This window comes from Paenibacillus campi, assembly GCF_034659835.1.
Classification (GTDB): domain Bacteria; phylum Bacillota; class Bacilli; order Paenibacillales; family Paenibacillaceae; genus Saccharibacillus; species Saccharibacillus campi.
The window spans coordinates 181,789-198,981 of record NZ_JAXSQZ010000004.1 but is presented as its reverse complement, the minus strand read 5'-3'; the positions used below and the strand labels follow the sequence as shown (position 1 = coordinate 198,981).

General features: G+C 48.5%; 13 protein-coding genes and 1 pseudogene. 6 read left to right on the top strand and 8 right to left on the bottom strand.

Translation table 11 applies throughout. The features are described from left to right. Positions 1-200: 200 nt before the first annotated feature. Positions 201-1,832 carry a ribosomal protection-like ABC-F family protein gene (abc-f, locus tag U1I11_RS11910; protein WP_322906351.1) on the bottom strand — a complete coding sequence of 544 codons (1,632 nt, stop codon included), beginning with the start codon at positions 1,830-1,832 and terminating at the stop codon, positions 201-203. Positions 1,833-2,412: 580 nt separating this feature from the next. Beyond that, positions 2,413-2,991 carry a VanZ family protein gene (locus U1I11_RS11905; RefSeq protein ID WP_322906350.1) on the bottom strand — a complete coding sequence of 193 codons (579 nt, stop codon included), beginning with the start codon at positions 2,989-2,991 and terminating at the stop codon, positions 2,413-2,415. A gap of 418 nt (positions 2,992-3,409) precedes the next feature. Here U1I11_RS11905 and U1I11_RS11900 point away from each other — a divergent pair, with 418 nt between their 5' ends. Then, the gene (locus U1I11_RS11900) at positions 3,410-3,889 is read left to right on the top strand and encodes a pyridoxamine 5'-phosphate oxidase family protein (RefSeq protein WP_322906349.1); all 480 of its coding nucleotides are present in this window, start codon (positions 3,410-3,412) and stop codon (positions 3,887-3,889) included. 564 nt (positions 3,890-4,453) lie between these two features. On the opposite strand, the gene U1I11_RS11895 is transcribed toward U1I11_RS11900, so the two are convergent. Both U1I11_RS11895 and U1I11_RS11890 read right to left on the bottom strand, forming a co-directional pair. Next, positions 4,454-4,630, bottom strand: a complete 177-nt coding sequence (locus tag U1I11_RS11895) for a hypothetical protein (protein ID WP_322906348.1) — start codon at positions 4,628-4,630, stop codon at positions 4,454-4,456. A 67-nt stretch (positions 4,631-4,697) separates the two neighbouring features. Then, on the bottom strand, positions 4,698-4,910 hold the full coding sequence (locus tag U1I11_RS11890; protein ID WP_322906347.1) for a hypothetical protein: 213 nt from the start codon (positions 4,908-4,910) through the stop codon (positions 4,698-4,700). Positions 4,911-5,890: 980 nt separating this feature from the next. Here U1I11_RS11890 and U1I11_RS11885 point away from each other — a divergent pair. Continuing rightward, entirely contained in the window at positions 5,891-7,453 is a 1,563-nt protein-coding gene (locus U1I11_RS11885; RefSeq protein ID WP_322906346.1) for an FAD-dependent oxidoreductase, read from the top strand. Between the two features lie 219 nt (positions 7,454-7,672). On the opposite strand, the gene U1I11_RS11880 is transcribed toward U1I11_RS11885, so the two are convergent. Continuing rightward, positions 7,673-8,005, bottom strand: coding sequence for a YrhK family protein (locus U1I11_RS11880; RefSeq protein ID WP_322906345.1), 333 nt, complete (start codon positions 8,003-8,005; stop codon positions 7,673-7,675). Between the two features lie 127 nt (positions 8,006-8,132). Between U1I11_RS11880 and U1I11_RS11875 the strand changes: the two genes are divergently transcribed. Together U1I11_RS11875 and U1I11_RS11870 are read left to right on the top strand one after the other, a co-directional pair. Beyond that, a complete protein-coding gene (locus U1I11_RS11875; protein ID WP_322906344.1) occupies positions 8,133-10,433 on the top strand; it encodes a hypothetical protein in 2,301 nt (766 codons plus the stop codon). A 225-nt stretch (positions 10,434-10,658) separates the two neighbouring features. Then, positions 10,659-11,954, top strand: a complete 1,296-nt coding sequence (locus tag U1I11_RS11870) for a homocysteine synthase (protein ID WP_322906343.1) — start codon at positions 10,659-10,661, stop codon at positions 11,952-11,954. Between the two features lie 217 nt (positions 11,955-12,171). Here the strand turns inward: U1I11_RS11870 and U1I11_RS11865 are convergent. Continuing rightward, positions 12,172-12,577, bottom strand: a pseudogene (locus U1I11_RS11865) (NUDIX hydrolase). 51 nt (positions 12,578-12,628) lie between these two features. Then, positions 12,629-13,117 carry a hypothetical protein gene (locus U1I11_RS11860; RefSeq protein ID WP_322906342.1) on the bottom strand — a complete coding sequence of 163 codons (489 nt, stop codon included), beginning with the start codon at positions 13,115-13,117 and terminating at the stop codon, positions 12,629-12,631. A 227-nt stretch (positions 13,118-13,344) separates the two neighbouring features. On the opposite strand from U1I11_RS11860, the gene U1I11_RS11855 reads away from it, so the two are divergent. Beyond that, positions 13,345-14,064, top strand: coding sequence for a 3-ketoacyl-ACP reductase (locus U1I11_RS11855; protein WP_322906341.1), 720 nt, complete (start codon positions 13,345-13,347; stop codon positions 14,062-14,064). Positions 14,065-14,196: 132 nt separating this feature from the next. Continuing rightward, a complete protein-coding gene (locus U1I11_RS11850) occupies positions 14,197-14,799 on the top strand; it encodes an LOG family protein (protein WP_322906340.1) in 603 nt (200 codons plus the stop codon). A gap of 565 nt (positions 14,800-15,364) precedes the next feature. Here U1I11_RS11850 and U1I11_RS11845 read toward each other — a convergent pair. Continuing rightward, on the bottom strand, positions 15,365-17,071 hold the full coding sequence (locus tag U1I11_RS11845) for a methyl-accepting chemotaxis protein (protein ID WP_322906339.1): 1,707 nt from the start codon (positions 17,069-17,071) through the stop codon (positions 15,365-15,367). Positions 17,072-17,193: the final 122 nt, after the last annotated feature.

Below are 17,193 nucleotides of genomic sequence, written 5' to 3'. Positions count from 1 at the left end.
GTTTCCTATTATGTAGCAAATCCTATTCAAACAGCAAATAACGGTATGATGACTGGTCCTGCTCCTAAGAACACAACAATGAATAACGGTATGATGACATAAGACATCGTTTTCTCAACACGTAACCCTAAAAGCCATCTTCTTGAACAATATGTTCAAGAAGATGGCTTTTATACCTGTTACGATATTAACTAACTACCTTACACCTCCGCCCCTACATAATCCTCATAATTCCCCAACGTCACCTTCAACTCCCCCTCCTGCAAATTCCACACCTGCTCGGCAATCCGATTAATAAAATACCGATCATGTGAAACTGCCAGAATCGTACCAGGAAATTCTTCCAATGCTTCTTCCAGCGCTTCACGTGCAGAAATGTCCAAATGGTTCGTTGGCTCATCCAAAATTAGCAAATTCGGGCGTTGGTGCATTAGAATCGCCAGGCGCAGGCGGCTCCATTCGCCGCCGGACAAGCCGGATACTTTTTTGAACACGTCGGCGCCATAGAACAAAAATTTGGCAAGTTGACCTCTCGCTGCGCCTTCTTCCATACGCGCATGGACTTTAAACCATTCCAGTACCGTTTCGCCCGCACCTGGTGGCGCGGCTTCCTGTGCCAGATACCCTACATCGGCGCGCGAGCCGATGCGGATCGTGCCCGCGTCAGCTTCGTCTTGACCGAGAATCATGCGCAGCAATGTCGTTTTGCCAGCACCATTGCCGCCGATGATGATCGCGTGCTCGCCATAGCGCAGCAGTGCGCTTGCCTCCTGCAATAACATGCGCTCACCATAGCTTTTCCACACTTGATCCAGCACAAGCACACGCTCGCCGGATCGCCCTTGTTGGCGCCATTCCAAATCGATGCGTGCCTGATCCATTACCGGACGTTTGACTTTTTCCATACGATCGAGCGCTTTTTGCATCGATGCAGCGCGGCGGTGAAAGCCCGGATTGGGCGGATTGGAGCGGTTGCCCCATTCAATCAATCGTTTGATCGATTCTTTGATCCGTTTGATCTCTTTTTGCTGTTCTTGGTAGTCTTCGAACTGGCGCACAAGTCGGCGCTGTTTCTCGTCCCGGTAGGCGGAATAGTTCATCGGATAAGCGGTCGCTTCCCCATCTTCCAGCTCGATAATCTCCTGCACAATCCGATCCAAAAAGTACCGATCATGCGAGATAACGACTACGGTTGCGCTCGCATGAGCAATAAAATGTTCCAGCCAGACGACCGCATCCATATCAAGATGGTTAGTCGGTTCATCCAGCAGCAAAATATCCGGGTTCGTCAGCAGCAACGCCGCCAGCGCTACACGTGTCTTTTCCCCACCGGACAGTTTATCGACCGGTTCGTCATAACGAGCGGCAGGAATGCCCAGACCGTTCGCAATGCTGTCGATCCGAGCGGATATTTCATAACCGCCTGCTTGCTCAAACCGTTCCAATGCATCGCCATAGTCACGGATCGCTTTGTCCAGTTGCTGCTCATTTTGACTCGTATCGCTCATACGTAGTGCAAGCTGTTCCATCCGCTGCTGCAAGGCAAGCAAATCGTTAAAACTACTGCGCAGCACTTCCATAACGGTGATGCCTGGCGCATAGTCCGGCACCTGGGCAAGATAGCCGACTTTTGCCCCTTTTTGAATGTGTACATCGCCTTGATACGGACGCTCTTGACCGGATAGCAAACGAAACAACGTCGTTTTGCCCGCTCCATTCATTCCGATTAAACCGACCTTGCGGCCGCTGTGAATTTCCAATGTAACGCTGGAAAGCACCTGTTGTGCTCCATAATATTGTTGTACCTGATGACAGGCGATCATAATCGACATGTGTATTCTCCTCATCGGGCAGCATCGTCCTTGTACCGACTTGCTAGTAGAAACGCAATCGGGATGCCGGGCTGGATGTGCCGTGTAATCGTAATGGTAGCTGATGGAGAAATGCACGCTACTGCCCCGCCTGTCGATGAAGGTATATAAACATACAAAAGCCGCAGGCAAATGTACCTGCGGCTGTAACGTTAGCAATTCGGTGGTTTCTGTTTGCACAGATGGACAGCGATTTTGTGTATGCGATCGTTTAACGTACATCTAATCCAATGTATGTTAAACGATCACAACCCGATCCCGATATGATGGATCGTGATCACGCTGAACTTTTACTTAAATAACCCGACCGAGGCTGAAGGCAGGAGCGGCATTTCGCCATTATCGTAATATTCATTTTTGGACAGACTTCTCCCGTCTTCGTAAAATGTGTTTGAAATACTCCATACGCCCTGTACTCTGTTGTCGAGCGTGATAGAAAATGGGAAATGTAACATCCTGCCTCACCTCCTTGTTATAACGTGCACACTAGTGCCCCATGCTCCTTCCCGGGAGCGATGGACTTGTTTACACGTCGTCATTATTACTTTTTTACCATGATCGGTAGCCATCTGGCAAGCCTTTTTTTACCAAAAGACGTTTCGTATACAAACCACAATAGCCCCCAACCGATCATCGCTCCTATAAAATTAAAGATCACATCGTTAATATCTACCGTACGGTAGGTGTAACCAAGCCATAGATCAAGCAGTCCTTGTAGTGTTTCGATGACAACGCCAATGCCTAGCGCACATAGCAACATCCGCTTGCGGCTCATCGGTAGGAGCAGCGGCAACAATATGCCGTACGGCACGGTCATGAGTATATTCAAATAGTTGGATCGATCGTGAAAGATGGACGGGTAATATTGGGAATAAAAAGGAATCCAATTAAGCCGAATCATGCCCGGTTCTGCGCCTACCGTACGCATCAGCGCGATCAATTGCGGATGAATCGGAAACGGAAAAAACGTATACCGGATCACATTCAGCATATAGATGCCAAACAGCCCGGCGAGGCATATCCACATGAATGGCTGACGATACGCAAGGCGAGCGATGAGCAGACCTGTTGCCAGCAGTAGCAAACTTAGGAGCCAGATGAAACCGTTAAATAGTAGCATAACCACTCTCCTCTTGTGCGTAGATGCAGCCTGGTGATTGGTGATGAGACTGGGGGAATGTAGATTAGCCGATAAGAGCTACAGTTTATGAGCTATTGTACAAGCTGCATTCGACATGTGCAAAATGTCGTTGCTTTTCACAAAAACGGACGGTATGGTATACATGTTCGCCTGATAAGGTTACGGCTGGTAAATAATCGAATCGTTATCATTGTACACACTGTTGTAGCAGGAACGAACAGGACAGTCAAACGAAACTATTAGTCTGAATCGTTACTTCGCAGCGAAATGCGTTAAACGTAATCGATCGATCATCTCGATTTAGCGGCAACCTCTATTCATTTAGCACCATTTATCCATTTAGCACCATCTATCGATATATAACCATTCTAAAATAAAACTAATGGAGGTTACATACATGAACGATCAGCCACATCCATCTGCCATTCCATTGCCGCCCGTGCTGTGTGAGCTATGGAACGGTCAAAATTTGGAACACAAGCAGCACATGGCGATGCCGCTAATTACGGTTAGCGAGGACGGTTATCCGCATCAGGCGATCGTAAGCGTTGGCGAAGTGCTAGTGATGAATGCGTACACACTGCGTATTGCGCTCTGGACAGGCACCCAGACGACCGCCAATCTGCTGCGCGATGGTCGTGCATTGCTGACGGTAGTGATCGGCGGCAGCTCCTATGCGTTACGGCTGCGGGCGAGCGTATTGTCCGAGCTGCCAGATGCAGCTTATCCACGCGTACGCTTTACGGCACAGATCGAACATGTTCGTGAAGATATCGCCAAATACGCTGAGTTGCTGACTGGTGTGACGTATCGTCTGCATGAGCCGGTGCAAGTAGTGCAGCGCTGGCAACTTACGTTGGATGAATTGCGGAAATAGGTTAAGCCATTTGGACATAGCACGTAATAAGAACAGACTTCCTGATTTAGTAGTTAAGGGGAAGTGTATTCCTTAGCATAGACATTGGAAAAACCGCTGATTAGGCTGGTCGATTCGCTATTTACTAAACATTGAAAAAAAGACCTTATTGTACAATAAGGTCTTTTTCGCATTTAGCAAAATGCGTATCGCTCTCTGCACAGACATCCAGATGATCGCCAACCTGCTGCGCGATGGTCGTGTATTGCTGACAGTCATAATAGTGACTGGCGACTGCTCGTATACGCTGTATCTGCGCGCGACCGTGTTGCCCAGCCTCTGGATGCGGCTTATCCACACCTATGCTTTAAGGCACAGATCGAACACAGTTTTGGTACTGGCATACATGTACAGCTTTCGCAGTAGTAACTTGCCTTAAGTACATTTACAGCATGCCGATCCAACCATCGCTTGAGTATGAATAGGTTAAGGCATGTTCGAACACAATTTTCATTTGAGACAGCTTACTAGTATACATGTACAGCTCGCACAACAGTTTTTGTATAAGCAGACGACTACATATACTCACTTTAATTTTTGGTTTGTGTGTGTCAGCTTACGTTTGTTTTGAATATAAAGCGTTGTCGCAAGCTGATCTGCTTGGCGTTGCTGTGCATCCCGTTCGTGTAACGGGATCACAAAAGAGCCATTCGTAAGCTCGCTCCATTGATCCAGTTTATACAGCTTCAACGGTTGTGCCATTGCGAACACTCCTTTCATTTTGATCGGTAGATTGCTGCACTTTGTGTGCGTATAGAGACTTAGAGACTCATTTGCGCTCATTACGTCGCTTTTGCATCGCGCGCTGGATCACTTTTTGAATAAGAAATGGCAGTACAAAAGCGAGCACAGCTACGACCATCAATCCATAAGCATAAATCCGATCTGGGCTGGATGGGTGACGCAAAATGATCGATAGCGCAATCACGATAATGGCGAGACATGTAATGCCCCGTATAATTAGCATCGTTCTCATATTCATCGTCCAATAACTCCTGTTCTGTCGCCTTGCAAGCTTTGGCGGGTATTCTATATCGCATAATGTTTGGCGATATAGGTGCTTTTTATTATACATGTTCCGGCTCTTGGCTACATGCCGTAATTGTGTTTGTGCCATCTGCGCTGCGCTGGATAAAGAATGGAACGTGTAGATGGCGTTAGTGTTAAAAGGTAAAAAGAGGCACGTCTACAATCACAATATTATCGTTCTGATCGAATCGCGCTTACTAGTAGGCTGTCTCAAATGGAAATTGCGTTTGAACGTACCTTAACCTATTCATCATCAAGCAACGGTTAGATCGACAAACCGTAAATGTATTTGAGACAAGCTACTAGTAGGCTGTCTTCATCCACTAGTGAAATTTGGTAGCTCATCCGCTCGTCATGGTGAACATGGGCAGAACGGTTCAAGCACAAAACGGCTAACAACGTTCTAATGCTGCATCTTTTGTCTACGGTTATATTTCTCGTTGCAAGTGGTAATGAAGGTTAGTATAGGAGAGAAATTGATGAATCGTGAAGTGAATGTTTAGACGAACTTGTAGACGATATCGTACGTTTAAACTAGTAATGAAGCGACGGAAAGCTAGTACTTCGACCAAGTTAAATATTAATTTGGATTGTGTACTGAAATCCTGATCCATACGATCTTAAAACAAATCCAACACGCAAATTAATATCGGTCAATGTACTAGGTGGTGTCTTCAAACGATCATCTTTGTCAGTTTATCGGTCGAATGGGTCACGCTTCAAGTGAGTTGAGCTGCTTATACGACAATAATCTAATGAAAAAACGCATCAAACTGCTTATAAAGAAGTTTGAAGACACGTTCTAGGCGATCGAGGAGGTTTTTTATAAGTTCAGATCATGACCGTGATCGTCTGTATGATCGTCTGTATGATCATCAGTCTGTATAATCGTCATCACTATGACCATGATCGCTCACCACAAGGAGGCAGCTTATGAAATATGATTCCAACGGAGATTTGAATCGTAAAATAGCAGAAACCGAATTGCCAAAACAGCCGCGTTCGTTTTGGCGCGAAACGACGGAATTTCCTGCTTTTCCAGCATTAGAGCAGGAGCTTGATACGGAAATTGCAGTTGTGGGGGCAGGCATTACCGGCGTAACGGTCGCTTATTTGTTGGCACGGGAAGGACGGCAAGTTGTCCTGCTGGAAGGCGAACATGTATTAAACGGCACAACAGGCTTTACAACCGCCAAAATCACCGCTCAGCATGGATTAATCTATGATCATCTGCGCAGTCATTTTAGCGCTGAACAGGCGCGGCTGTACTATGAAGGCGCTGAAGAAGCTAAATCCTTTATGCAGCAGATTGTGCAGGACAATCGGATTGAGTGTGACTGGCAGGAGGAAACCGCCTATGTTTATGCCGAACATGACGATGCCGGGCTGAAAAAGCTTAAACAAGAAATGGACGCTTACCGCGAGCTTGGTTTGCCTGGCGAATGGGTCGAATCGTTGCCGATCCCGCTAGCGATTGAAGGAGCGATTGCGTTGCCAGGACAGGCGCGTTTTCATCCGCTGCACTATTTAAAATTTCTGCTGCTGGAGTTTCTGCGGCTCGGCGGCACGATTTATGAGCATACGCTGATCAGTGAGGTGGAAAATGAAGAACGTCCGCGCCTGCTCGTGCAAGATCGTGATTTTGGCGTACGCTGTGATACGGTCGTTTCCTGCTCGCATTATCCGGTGATTGACCAAAATGGCTTTTATTTTGCCCGTTTGCAGCCGGAACGTTCGTATACGTTGGCGATTCGTGCGGAAACGCCATTTGAAGGTGGCATGTACATTAGTGCGGATGAACCGAAACATTCACTGCGTTCGGCAACATTTGATGATCAACAGTATATTATCGTAGGCGGCAAAGGGCATCGTACCGGTCAGGAAGGCGATACGATTAGCCATTATGCCGAACTGGAACTGTTTGCAGGCAAGCTGTTCGGTCTGCACGATATTCCGTATCGCTGGTCGGCACAAGATTTGTATTCGCTTGATCGGCTTCCGTGTATCGGACAACTCACCTCCGATACGCCCAATATTCTCGTCGGCACCGCCTATGCCAAATGGGGCATGACGAGTGGTACGCTTGCTGCCATCCTATTAACCGACCGTATTATGGGACGCGACAACCGTTACGCCGACTTGTTCGATCCAGCACGCAAAACGCCATTTCTAAAACGGATGCAAACGGCGGTCAGCCACAATTTAACCGTTGCCAAAGAGCTGGTCACCGGCAAAATCGATTTTAACCGCCATAAAGCGGAAGACCTCAAACCCGATCAGGGCGCCGTGATCTGGCAAGGCGGCAAACGCACAGGCGCTTATCGAGACCCTGAAGGCGAACTGCATCTCGTTGATACGACATGCACCCATATGGGTTGCGAAGTACAATGGAACGAAGCGGAACGCTCTTGGGACTGCCCTTGCCACGGCGGACGCTTCAACTACAAAGGCGAAGTGTTGGAAGGCCCACCGACAGAGCCGCTCAAAAAGCGGTAACTTATGCTGCTGTGTGCATGTTGTTAGGGCGTGTTTGCAAACTGCTTCTCAGACGGTTCGATCTATGGAGTTGGTTTCAGATGATGTTGTATATATAGCGCATTTCATTGGATACGTATCGTTTTCAACCCATACAATAATAAAGTCGACGTTTTGAAAACACAATCTAGCCAAAAACAGCCGGAACGAAATCACTCGTTTCGGCTGTTGTATGTTAGCTCATACTCTTTTATCGGACGACTCATTCTGAATCCATTCGATATGAAATTTTCGTATCAATGCAATAATTGCTCTAAATAACGTATTGGCATTACCGATAATAAACATAATAGTACCTGTCTCTGTCTGTTTATGGAAAAAGAAATAACTGCCGATCAAAAAACAGATCGTCGTAATCATATCATTAAGCAAGCTGATCAATTCATACCGATTGCTAGTCACGATGCGACGACGTTTAAATTCGATCGACAGCTTATATGAATCAGGACGCCGGATACAAATTTTGTGCTTTTTGCTTGGAGTTGGTTTGGATTCGTGCTGATGTTTGTTCATGATGCAACCCTCCCTTTGAGGCACTTACCCGCTCCATTCGGCGCTATAACACGATTTGTCAAATTAGCTATAAATGTTTAATGTATGAATATACTTTTTATTCCATAAAATAAAAAAGGATGAAACTATGCGATCACGAAAACAGTCCCATCGACGCTCCCGTCTCCCGCTTATCGTTACGATCATCATCGCCGTGATTGTACTGGCTGCGGCGGCTGTATTGCTGCTGCGTGGAGGTAGCGGTTTATTCTCCTCTACAGCTACCCAACCAGGCGGAAACGGCAATGACAGTCAAACATTCACGGCGACGTACACATTACCGATCGTGGACAAAGATGGCATTAAACGCACTTCCACCGTCGTCGACGAGCAGCTAGCAACGTATGACGGCAAAAGCTGGCAACCGTCCTTCTGGGCAGGTATGAATTTGGGGGCGACGACACCTGGGCATTATCCGGGTGAGCTAAGTCCGACCAAAGATGATTATTTGCGCTGGTTCAAGGAAATGAAGGCGATGAATATTCGTGTGGTGCGAATTTATACGATTTTGCCGCCTTATTTTTATGAAGCGTTAAAACAATTCAACACGACGCAAAAAGAGCCACTCTATCTGATGCAAGGTGTCTGGTCGCCTGAAGAAGAATTGATCGGTGAGGATGGCAAAGGACGTGACGCATACACACCGGCGATTACGAATGCGTTCAAACAAGAAATTCAAGACGCAATCGGTGCGATTCACGGGCAGATTACGATCGCCCAGCAGCCGGGGCACGCTTATGGCAAATTTACGGCTGATGTATCGCCCTATGTACTCGGTTGGGTTATCGGTACGGAGTGGTATCCGTATGCGGTCGATGTGACAGACAAAGCGCATCCGAATCAGCCACCTTATCAAGGCAAATATTTTAGCGCAACCGAAAATGCAACCGCATTTGAAAGTTGGGTCGCCAGCATGCTCGATGTGGCAGCGGAAGCGGATATGAAATATGGCTGGCAGCATCCGATGTCATTTACGAACTGGGTGACGACCGATCCGCTCTCCCATCCAAACGAGCCGCTGGAACAGGAAGACCTTGTATCGGTCGATCCGATGAATATTCAACCGGTAAAGGCGAGCTGGACGGCAGGCTACTTTGCTTCGTATCACATTTATCCGTATTACCCGGACTTGCTGCGTCAACAGCCGGAATATAAAACGTTCAAAAAAGCCGACGGTACGGTCAATCCGTATGCAGGTTATTTAAATGCGATGCGCAAGCATCATAAAGGCATTCCGCTAATCGTAGCGGAGTTCGGCATGCCAAGCTCACGCGGGATGGCGCATTATGGGCCACTCGGACGCAATCAAGGGATGCATACGGAACAGGAGCAAGGCAAGCTTGATGCCGGACTGCTCCAAGATATTTATGATGAAGGGTTGGACGGTGCGCTGCTGTTTGAGTGGCAGGATGAATGGTTCAAATTCACCTGGAATACGATTGAAATGGAGCCTGCTGATCGCCGGGCGATGTGGCGTAACCGCCTGACTAATGAGGAGCATTTCGGTGTCGTTGCCGTTGAACCGGGCGCGAGTGTCGACGATATGATCCATTTGGACGGAAACACGGCAGACTGGGCGAAGCGCCCGGATGTCACCACGACCGACTACCCGGAGATGACGATGCAAATGTCGCATGACGCGGCGAATATGTACGTGAAGCTGGAAAAGAAAAACGGCAACTGGGACTTTAGCAAAGACCAATTGTACATCGGCTTCCAGACGACCAAAGGCGGCAGTCTGACCGCTGACAAAGCGCCTGGTGTATCCTTCCCTGCGCCGATTGAATTTTTGCTAAGTATCGGGGCAGCTTCGGATGAAGGCGGTCATATTTATATTAATAGCGCCTATGATCAGCATACGTATTTGTATGGCTATAACCGCAAGGAAATTCCGTATGATGCCAAATATGCGGATGGCAGCAAAGGCTATTTCCTGCCGTGGAAACTGGCGCTCAATCGACAATTGTATTTGCCGCAAACGAAAGTAACGATGCCGTTTGAAGAACTGGAAGTCGGCAAACTGCATTATGGCATTAACGATCCGAACAGCCCGCAATTTAACAATTTGTCCGACTTTTATGTGAAAGACAATGTGATCGAGCTGGCGATTCCGTGGATGCTGCTCGGCTTTATGGACCCGAGCACCCATATGGCATGGCAAAGCCCGTACAAAGCAAACGGTGTCGCACCGCAGACGGTCGACGCGGTCAAAGCATCGCCTGTGCTCGTTACGAAAGGCAGCACCGCTGCCGTTAACGCACCTGAATTTGGCAGTTATACGTGGCAAGCATGGGATATACCGGTCACCCATGAACGGAAAAAGAAAAGCTATGACATTTTGCAAAAGGCATTCGCTGCATATGCGGAGCCTGCCAAGAAAAACGATTGATGTCTAAATACGCAGCCGATCATGATGATTTGGCTGCGTATTTATGTTTTCTATCGACGATAGAATATTTTATATTTCCAAATTAGTTATTGAATAGTCGATTCGCTCATGCGAGAATAGTTTCAATTCAACCACTTACACAGCATGATAGCATCTCCATCTAATCGGTTGGAATATGTCATACCGCAATCCGCTATGATTTGACCTAGACAAAGGAGAATGACGATGACTGAACCTAATCCTTATTTACTGGAAACGCTAGCTATTCATGCCGGGCAGGAAATTGATCCGACTACATTTTCGCGGGCTGTCCCGTTATATCAAACATCATCGTACGGGTTTCGCGATAGTGAGCATGCGGCAAATCTATTTGCACTCAAAGAATTCGGCAATATTTATACACGTCTGATGAATCCGACGACCGATGTGCTGGAAAAACGGCTTGCCGCGCTGGAAGGCGGTGTTGGCGCACTCGCCACCGCATCCGGACAGGCGGCGATTACGTTCTCGATCCTGAACATTGCCGGCGCAGGCGACCATATCGTGTCCGCATCCAGTCTGTATGGCGGTACATACAATTTGTTTGCCAATACATTGCCAAAGCTTGGCATTGAAGTCGCATTTGTCAATTCGGATCAGCCGGAAAACTTCCGCGCTGCCATCAATGAACGCACCAAAGCACTATATGCTGAAACGGTCGGCAATCCGGGCGGCAATGTGCTCGATATCGAAGCGGTGGCGGCGATTGCGCATGAGCATGGCATTCCGCTCATCGTCGATAATACGTTCCCAAGCCCGTATTTGCTACGTCCGATTGAGCATGGTGCTGATATCGTTGTACATTCGGCAACGAAATTTATCGGCGGTCATGGCACATCGATCGGCGGCATTATCGTCGATGGCGGTAAGTTTGACTGGACGCAAAACGACAAATTCCCCGGACTGACAACACCTGATCCGAGCTACCACGGTTTGGTGTACACCGATGCGCTCGGCCCGCTCGCCTATATTATTAAAGCGCGTGTACAGCTTATGCGCGATCTGGGCGCACCGATCTCGCCATTTAACGCCTGGCTGCTATTGCAAGGGCTGGAAACGCTCCATTTGCGGATGGAACGTCATAGCGAAAATGCGTTGCAGGTAGCGCAATATTTGGAACAGCATGCAGATGTGGAATGGGTCAGCTATCCGGGGTTAAGCAGCCATGCTTCTTATGAGCTGGCACAAAAATATTTAGCCAAAGGAACCGGTGCGATTCTTACATTCGGCATTCGCGGCGGTGCCGAAGCGGGACGCAAACTGATCGGCAATGTGAAGCTGTTCTCCCATCTGGCAAATGTGGGCGATTCCAAATCGCTCATTATCCACCCTGCCAGCACGACCCACCAGCAGCTTACGGAAGAACAGCAACTGACAGCAGGCGTGAATCCGGAGCTGATTCGTCTGTCGGTTGGCACGGAAAATATTCGTGATCTGCTTCAAGATTTGGAGCAGGCGATCGCGGCGAGCCAGCAAGGGTAAACGAAACGCGATCAGCAGGCACAGCAAACAGGCACGGCTATCGAATCCGTGCCTGTATGGTCATGTTACTCGGCTTACACACTTCACCAATATAGTGCGAAAATAAAATATCGATGTTTCCAAGCACGTTCATTGTCTGAAATCATCCGCTCACAATGTGCCACGGTTGTCATCACCGATACACCCCGCGCAAGCGTGCCGCAAAATCCGCCGCTATTCAATCGACATGTTGCCGATTGAATAGCGGCGGTGCATCGGCTGGCGCAAAAAAGCGCAGCTCCTTCGTTTCTTCATTCGCCGTCAACGGCTCACCGCCGATCACAGGTCAACATCGTCTGTGCCTCATCCCCATTCGGATACGTGTAATCATACTGCGTATACACACCTTGCAAATCATCCACTTGGACGATATAACCGGTTTCCTCCAACACTTCGCGCAGCACGGTTTGCTCGGCAGATTCGCCCAGTTCCATCGCGCCGCCCGGAAAGCCCTATTGTCCGTTATCTTGACGCTTTTGCAGCAATAGCTGTCCTGCCTCATTCACAACAAGGGCACCGGCAAAATTCGTAAACATTTTGGCGGTGCCTGTTTTGGAACGTATCCAGCCGATATAGTTGTCCATCCGTATCCTCCCGTTCGTTATACGGGTATTTATACGGTCATTTTATACGGTTCAGGCGATCACTTCAAGCTCGCCACTAGCAATCGACACTTCTTGTTGAATCCGCTCATAGTACGCTTCCAGCGAGCACTCCACAATCTTTTCAAACAAAAAACGATCGACTTCAGGGATTAGCTCAGCGGCATAGTCCCAGGCATTTTGTTCAATGCGCAAGGCAAGTTGTGCAGCAGCAAGCGGTTCTGGACAGCAATCTAGCTCGTCCGACAGCTGCTCCAACAACGGATCATGCGCATGGCCCATCTCGTGCGCCAAAATAATCGTAAAATAGTCGTCTGCAGAGCGAAGTGAGCCGAATAGCTGAAAGCACTGTGCTTCAATTTCCTGCAAGTACAGGGTAATCATCCGGCTGCCCATCGAAAATTTACCGCCGACTGAACGCGGACCCGGAAATTTCTTTCTGGTACGAACCCGAACATCACTACTGGCACGAAGAAGCAAAGTCTCAATGGTTGTTTTGACATGACGCTGGTTCACGGGCATCCCTACACTTTCCTAAAATTTGGTTCTCGTTCATTCGTCTCCATTACGCCTGGAAACGGAACAACATTCAAACCATTATACAGGAATATGTCGGATTATGTAACCTAATTGTTTACCCTTTTGTGCCGAAAGTGAAACCATTTTTTTGCGATTGGGATACGTAGTATAATAGTCAAGTAAAGGCAATAATGGTTTGCCATCCCATTCATTCAGGAGGAATTGATCATATGGAACTGAAAAACAAGACTGCAATTATTACGGGTGCCGGCAAAGGAATCGGCAAAGCGACAGCCGAAGCGCTAGCTGCTGAAGGTGTACAGCTTGGTTTGCTCGCACGTACGGCTTCCGATCTGGAGCAGCTCCAGCAAGAGCTAAGCAGCCGTTATGGTGTGCAAGTATATACCGTGACCGCAGATGTGGCGAACTCCGCTGAAGTGCGTGCAGCGGTATCGTCACTCGCAAGCTCGCTTGGACGGGTCGATATTGTTATTAACAATGCCGGTACAGGCGCCTTTGCCAAACTGGTCGATATGGACCCGGAACAATGGGAGCAAATTATTCGCGTCAACCTGATGGGCGCCTATTATGTGACCCATGAGCTGCTGCCAGGCATGTTGGAACAAAGTAGCGGGGATATCGTAAATATCGCTTCCACTGCTGGTGAACGCGGCTTTGCGACCGGTTCAGCGTATTGTGCCTCCAAGTTCGCACTGCTTGGTATGACCGAAGCGCTAATGCAGGAAGTGCGTAAATCGAACATCCGTGTTACCGCACTGACACCGAGCACGGTCAACACACCGCTTGCTGTTAATGCCAATCTGCCGATCGGTGACGAAGATCGTATGATGCAGCCGGAAGATGTAGCACAGCTTGTGCTTGCCGGGCTGAAACTGCCTTCCCGTGTCGTCTTGAAAACGGCTGGCATCTGGACGAACAATCCACAGTAAACATACAGCAGCCAATAGGAGCCGTGCTGCCGTACAATTTGCACAATTCATCATTTACATGTTACTTGCTCGAATACAAATCGGGTATAGTAGAGTATACTGTAATTTATTTCCTGATGAGGAGTGTACAGCATGAGATCAATCTGCGTATTCGCCGGTTCCGGCACAGGGCATCATCCCGAATATATGGAGCAGGCAAGCCGCCTAGGTAGCCATATCGCTGGGCTTGGTTATCAGCTTATTTATGGCGGATCACGGCTCGGTCTAATGGGGGCAGTAGCGGATGCGGCGCTCTCGTCCGGCGGGCAAGTCGTCGGCATTATGCCGGGCGGTTTGCTGCATGGCGAGCGCGCACATCAAGGCTTGACCGAGCTGATCCGTGTAGATAGTATGCACGAACGTAAAGCGCTAATGCAGGAGACAGCGGATGCATTTATCGCGCTCCCCGGCGGACTCGGTACATTGGAAGAACTGTTTGAAGTACTATGCTGGTCACAGATTGGCATTCACAACAAACCGCTTGGCTTGTACAATATTCGCGGGTATTATGACCCTTTGCTGCATATGCTTCGTCATAGTATCGAAGCAGGCTTTACCGGCGCCAGCTGTGCACATCGTCTCGTCGTGTCGACCGATCCGCAGGAGCTGATTCAAGCGGTAAGCCATGAGCTGCCGCCAACAGCCGATTTGCGCTGGCAAACGGCTAGTTACCGTATCGACGATGCGTTGGAGTGAACGCGAACATGCTGTATGTGCTGTTGCTGTGCAGCAGTGGTACTGCCTGGCAGTTAAGAGCTAAGGTCACAGTTCATGTAATTATGCAGCAACAATGCTCAAATATAGCGCAATCATTGCTGTTAATCCGGTCTGTTGCACAGACATACGATTATTGTCGCTACGCATTCGTTAATCAAAATAAGATGTAGTTATCGTCAATTCGCTCCGCTGTAATCGTATGGTCGATACATTTGCCAGAGATCGCTTTTATACGGTAATCGAGCTGCTCATTATGTCCATTACACTTGCCCGCAGCCAGCGCCGAATAGGGAGCTAGTAGGCTGTCTCAAGTGGAAATTGTGTTTAAACGTACTTTAACCTATTCATACTTAAGCGATGTTTAGATCGACAGGCTGTAAATGTACGTAACACAAGCTACTCGATCGCCTATGGCAAAAAAGCTGGCTCCCTCTCATTAATCGAGCGGGGAGCCAGCTTTTTATATCGATCCTGATCGTGCGTCTTCATTTACGACCATACACTAGCCAGAGCATGGGCACAATGAATCAGCGTGCTTGTCAACTTACGTCAATACACGGGACACAGCATGTTGTAATTGCGAAGACATCGCATCCAGTTCTTCCGAGCCAGCCGCAAGCTGTTCCAATTCGCCAGCTGCCGTCTCAGACACGGCAAGCACTTGGCTCGACGCGGTTAACGTATGTTCCATCGTGCTTTGAAGCTGACCTAGCATATGATTCATCTCATGCGCATGTTCAACCTTCTGCCTTGCGATCACCGACACTTCCTGAATGCTTGCCGATGTCGTACCAATCGCCGCCGAGATCGCTGCTAACGCCTGCTCGGACGACTGTGCGGCTATACGTCCTTCTTCCAACCGGGTGCGGCCTTCATTCATCATCGCGATGGCGTGGGCGAGCGAGTCACCGATTTTGCTCGTAAACTGTTCTACAGCATCTGCTCCTTCACTTGCTTGCTCGGCAAGCATACGCACTTCGGACGCAACGACAGCAAAGCCGCGACCTGCTTCACCCGCTCGCGCTGCTTCAATCGACGCATTTAGCGCCAGCAGATTGGTCGAACGGGCAATGCCTGCAATCGTCGCCGCAATTTGGCGAATTTCCTGCGAGTATTGCTGTAATTGCCCGACAATTTGCGCATTTTGCTGCGATACTTGAGCGAATGTTTCCAGCGCCTGAATCGTCTGCTCCATCGTTTCTTGACCACGCAGTGCCGTTTGTTGCGTATACTGCGAATCTTGCACTGCTCCATCGACCCGTTGCGCTGCCTCTGTAATTAATGCCGATAACGCATCGACCGTACTGACCGATTGCTGCACGACAGTATGTCCGGTACGTGCATTGTCGTTCATTTCTTTATTGCTTCGCACGACTTGGCTGTACGAACTGCTCATTTCTTCAAGTGAACGCGAAAATTGCTGTGATGACGCGCTAATATGGCTGGCAGTTGTGTACATATTTTGCCGTATATCTTGCATAAGTGTACCCAGATTCGTCATCATTTTCTGAATCGATGCCGATAAACGACCGATCTCATCGCGGCTCTGCACCTTTGGCAATTGCACTTGCAAACTGCCGCCTGCCACCTGCTCTGCTGCACGGGTAATCATTACAAGCGGACGCAGCAGACGACGTGCCAGTAGCCAAATCACGAGCAGCGCCACCAACACTTCCACCACGATAAATACAATAATTTCATCGCGAAACTGAATCGTTGCTTGCTCATACGGTTCATTGGGTACACCAACATACCAGATGCCAACGATCTTGCCTGCTGCATCTTTTAAAGGAATATAGGCTGCCTGGTTTAACTGTCCAACCACTTCAGCTACTCCCCTATACGCTTGACCGCGCTTCAATACGATGTTACCTACCTTTTCAGAAATTTGTGTTCCGACCGCCCGGCTGCCGTCCTGTTTAACGACATTGGTCGCAATCCGTGTATTCTGCTGAAACAGTGTCGCCGTATCGCCAGTCTGTTGACCAAATGTATCGAGCCAACCCATATTGTCATTCATGACTGTCGTGCCTTTATACAGTTTGTCCCCTTGAATCGACCACTCACCCGGGTACAGTGTATTCAGCAACAATAAGCCTGTGTTCAGATCGCCTTGCAGCTTTTTTTGAGCTGCTTGTACGAGTTGTGTGCTTGCCTGCTGCACCGCATAATAGCCGAGCAATCCGCTGCCGAGTAGGATCACCAGACCGACCGACAGCATAATCTTTGCTTTAAAACTTATCTTTCCCATCTCTACGCTAACTCTCCTGTCCTATAATGCTATCGTATTATTGGTGCCATCTCCAAACGATCAGACATTCATGGCAATGACACCATCCTTCCGGTCACAACATATGCCTACATTTATATGTA

What these genes read in the sequence shown, in the direction of transcription:
- abc-f (WP_322906351.1), bottom strand. Translation starts at nt 1,832, where the DNA reads ATGTCGATTATGATCGCCTGTCATCAGGTACAACAATATTATGGAGCA.
- U1I11_RS11905 (WP_322906350.1), bottom strand. Translation starts at nt 2,991, where the DNA reads ATGCTACTATTTAACGGTTTCATCTGGCTCCTAAGTTTGCTACTGCTG.
- U1I11_RS11900 (WP_322906349.1), top strand. Translation starts at nt 3,410, where the DNA reads ATGAACGATCAGCCACATCCATCTGCCATTCCATTGCCGCCCGTGCTG.
- U1I11_RS11895 (WP_322906348.1), bottom strand. Translation starts at nt 4,630, where the DNA reads ATGGCACAACCGTTGAAGCTGTATAAACTGGATCAATGGAGCGAGCTT.
- U1I11_RS11890 (WP_322906347.1), bottom strand. Translation starts at nt 4,910, where the DNA reads ATGAATATGAGAACGATGCTAATTATACGGGGCATTACATGTCTCGCC.
- U1I11_RS11885 (WP_322906346.1), top strand. Translation starts at nt 5,891, where the DNA reads ATGAAATATGATTCCAACGGAGATTTGAATCGTAAAATAGCAGAAACC.
- U1I11_RS11880 (WP_322906345.1), bottom strand. Translation starts at nt 8,005, where the DNA reads ATGAACAAACATCAGCACGAATCCAAACCAACTCCAAGCAAAAAGCAC.
- U1I11_RS11875 (WP_322906344.1), top strand. Translation starts at nt 8,133, where the DNA reads ATGCGATCACGAAAACAGTCCCATCGACGCTCCCGTCTCCCGCTTATC.
- U1I11_RS11870 (WP_322906343.1), top strand. Translation starts at nt 10,659, where the DNA reads ATGACTGAACCTAATCCTTATTTACTGGAAACGCTAGCTATTCATGCC.
- U1I11_RS11860 (WP_322906342.1), bottom strand. Translation starts at nt 13,117, where the DNA reads ATGCCCGTGAACCAGCGTCATGTCAAAACAACCATTGAGACTTTGCTT.
- U1I11_RS11855 (WP_322906341.1), top strand. Translation starts at nt 13,345, where the DNA reads ATGGAACTGAAAAACAAGACTGCAATTATTACGGGTGCCGGCAAAGGA.
- U1I11_RS11850 (WP_322906340.1), top strand. Translation starts at nt 14,197, where the DNA reads ATGAGATCAATCTGCGTATTCGCCGGTTCCGGCACAGGGCATCATCCC.
- U1I11_RS11845 (WP_322906339.1), bottom strand. Translation starts at nt 17,071, where the DNA reads ATGGGAAAGATAAGTTTTAAAGCAAAGATTATGCTGTCGGTCGGTCTG.